We start from the raw sequence: 3,269 nt of genomic DNA on the forward strand, positions 1-3,269 counted from the left end.
TCGCGGGTCGCGGACGGTGGCGCCGACGAGCCACCGGCCGGGGCTCGCGCCGGGAGCCTCGATCACGATCCGGGCCGCCTCGACGCCGCGTCGACCGGAGCGGGTCTTGTCGACGTCGGCCAGGCGCGGACCGGAACCGTAGCGACGGTTGCGGAACACGAGACTGGCCACGCCGGTGGCCGCGACCAGGAGAACTGTGATCTCGCCGAGGGTGTCCCACGCGCGGATGTCCACCAGGGTGACGTTGACGGCGTTGGCGCCGTTGCCGATCCGGTAGGCGATGTCGGGGAAGTCGAGCGAGACGGCGGGGTGCTGGCGCGCGTTGATGGCGTAGGCACCGGTGATCACCACGAGCAGACCGACGCCGATCCCGAGCCAGGCCCGGAGTCGGCGGTAACCGTGTGAGAGCGGGACCTCGGCGGGCATCGTGCGCAGCACCAGCACGAACGCGACCATCAGGAGCGTCTCGACCAGGGCCTGGGTGAGCGCGAGGTCCGGGGCGCCGTGGAAGGCGAAGATCACGGCGAGTCCGTACCCGGTGACGGACATGCAGATCACCGCGGCGAGGCGGTTGCGCAGCACCGCCGCGGCTACCGCGGCGAGCGCCATGGGGATCATGACGATGAGCACCACGGGGTTCGAGGACAACTCCATGCGCAGGCCCTCGCGCGTCCCGGCGAGGAGCGAGACGAACGGGAACAGCACGAGGGTCACGAGGATGATGCCCAGGGTGAGGGGGAGTGAGCCGCGCTGGATGCTCGCCGTCAGGCGCAGGGAGAGCGTGTCGAAGAACCTCAGGACGGCGTCGTAGATCCGGTCGGCGTTGCCGAGCGCCGGAGATTCGAACTGCATCCTCTCCACGGTCCGCTGCGCCACGTAGAGCAGGGTGCCCAGCACGTAGACGACCAGGGTGAGCGCGAGCGGGATGCCGATCCCGTGCCACAGCCCGAGATGGTAGCCCTCGGGGCCGCGCCACGGGCTCCCGGGCGGGAACGCCACGTCGACGTAGCGGGCGATGAGCTCCTCGACCGGGGCGTTCCACAGGCCCAGCACCAGACCGGAGACCGCGAGGACGGCGGGCACCGAGAGGAACAGTGCTCCCGCCGGTCGGGATCCCGCGACGGCGGGGCTGACGCCGCCGGGGAAGGAGCGCTTGGATCGGAACGCGCCCATGACCAGCCGAGCGGTGTAGGAGAAGGTGAGCACGGACCCCGCCACGAGCCCCGCCGTGACGACCAACGACGGCATCCCGTGCAGTCGCTCCTCGGACAGGACGGTGGCGAACGCGGCCTCCTTGCCTATGAAGCCGAGGAAGGGGGGCAGACCGGCCATCGAGGCGGCGGCGAGGGTGAAGACGAGAGCGAGTGCGGGACGGCGATGTCCCAGCCCCGACAGGTCGCGGATCTCCCGGGTGCCGGTGGTCTTGTCGATCACGCCGACGGACATGAACAGGGCCGATTTGAACAACGAGTGGGCGAGCAGCATCGTCAGCCCGGCGAGCATCGTGTCGCGCGACCCGATACCCACCAGGACGAGGAGGAATCCGAGCTGACTGACGGTGCCGAAGGCGAGCACGAGCTTGAGGTCGGTCTCGCGCAGGGCCCGCCACCCGGCCATGAGGAGCGAGACCAGACCCAACACGATGAGCGGCAGCTGCCAGGTGGACGAGCCCGACAGGCCGGGGGTCAGGGCGGCGACGAGGAAGACGCCGGCCTTGACCATGGCCGCCGAGTGCAGGTAGGCGCTCACCGGCGTCGGGGCCGACATGGCGCCCGGGAGCCAGAAGTGCAGGGGCGCGATCGCGGACTTGCTGCCGGCTCCGACGATCACCAGCACGAGTGCCCAGTGGATGAGCGGACCGGACGGCGGCGAGGAGACCACGTCGCTGATCAGGTAGGACCCGGCGGACTGGCCGAGGATGATCATCCCGACGAGCATGGCCAGACCGCCGAGGGTGGTGACGAGCAGCGCCTGGGTGGCCGCGCGACGAGCGGTGGCCCGCGCGGCGTAGTGGCCGACCAGGAGGAAGCTCAGGACGGAGGTGATCTCCCAGAAGATGTAGAGGAGGATCATGTTGTCGGCCACGACGAGGCCGAACATGACTCCGGCGAAGGCCACGAGCTCTGCGGCGAACAGGTGCAGGCGCGGTTCGTCGTCCTGGAAGTACCAGGTGCAGTACACCAGGACCAGGGCGCCCACGCCGAGGGCGATGAGGGCCAGGAGCGCCGACAGGGCGTCCATCCGCAGGTCCAGCGCGAGGTGGATCTCGGGCGCCCACCGGACGGACTCGGTGGGGACGCGGTCCAGGTTGGCGGCGACCCACACCGCGCTCGCGGCGGGCACCATGGCGAGGACGAGGAACGCCCGGCGACCGAACCTCAGCACCAGGGGGATCGCGATCAGGGTGGCCACGGCGTGGGCCGAGAGGATCGCGATCACCGGCGGCTCCTCTCGAGATGTGGACCGGGACACGACACGCGGACGCTCCCGCCTGATGGGGCGGGTGCCGGAGGTCGACCAGGGTCTGGGTTCTCCGGGAAGTTTACAGAAGGCCTCCGTCCCGGCCCTTCTCAGCGAAGGTGGAGGAGGGTCGCCGCACTCAGGAGTGCGGCGATGGAGGCCTCGGAGGGGGACCGTCCGAAACCCATGGCCCAGGTCGCTCGGCGGCCGCAGGTGGCCCGCAGGATCGTGCACCAGGACTCGGAACCGTCGAACGCGTCACCCTCGTACTGGTGGAAGCGCTCGATCTCCACGCGGGCTCCGATCCGGCCCAGCATCTCGGACATGGCGGTGAGGTCCCCACAGGACTCGGTGGTGAGGCGGTGGGCGGTGAACTCCCCCGGGGCGGAGGGGTCCCGGGTGGCCAGGATCGCCTCATATGCGGTGATCCCGCGGCCCAGGGGGCGACGCGAGAAGTCCGCCAGGTGGAAGTGGTCGGTCGACGGCGCGTAGGTGTCGAGCAACTCCCGCCAGTCCAGGGTCCCCGCCTCGTCGGCGAAGCCGCGCGGCAGGCGGCGCCCGAACCGCTCGGCGAAGGGGCAGGCGCCCGGAGCGGTGGTGCGAGGGGGGGTCGCCCTGCTCACGCGCTCGGTGAGCCGGGTGGGAAGACCGGTCGGATGGTGTGGTGCGGTGGTGCGCATGGTGTTCTCGTCTCGGACGTCGGTTCGGGGACCGACGGAGATCGAGCAACCACGCAACGGGGGTGCCGGTCTTCAGGCCCCGTTACGTCCGGTTACTACGAGAATCTTCCGCATGGCGGGAGAGTCTAG

Annotated in this window: 2 protein-coding genes; both read right to left on the bottom strand. The window is 70.4% G+C overall.

Annotated elements, in window-relative coordinates; translation table 11 throughout:
- Positions 1 to 2,439 (bottom strand): Na+/H+ antiporter subunit A (locus G6019_RS08110; protein WP_182627371.1); only part of this gene is annotated, 2,439 nt, incomplete at its 3' end.
- 131 nt (positions 2,440 to 2,570) lie between these two features.
- Positions 2,571 to 3,140: a hypothetical protein gene (locus G6019_RS08115; protein ID WP_182612344.1), complete on the bottom strand. Its 570-nt coding sequence runs from the start codon at positions 3,138 to 3,140 to the stop codon at positions 2,571 to 2,573.
- Positions 3,141 to 3,269: the final 129 nt, after the last annotated feature.

Source organism: Dietzia sp. DQ12-76 (assembly GCF_014145045.1).
In the GTDB taxonomy this organism is placed as follows: domain Bacteria; phylum Actinomycetota; class Actinomycetes; order Mycobacteriales; family Mycobacteriaceae; genus Dietzia.

Bases quoted from the DNA above. Each gene is read 5' to 3' on its own strand.
- G6019_RS08115 (WP_182612344.1), bottom strand. From the start codon at position 3,140: ATGCGCACCACCGCACCACACCATCCGACCGGTCTTCCCACCCGGCTC.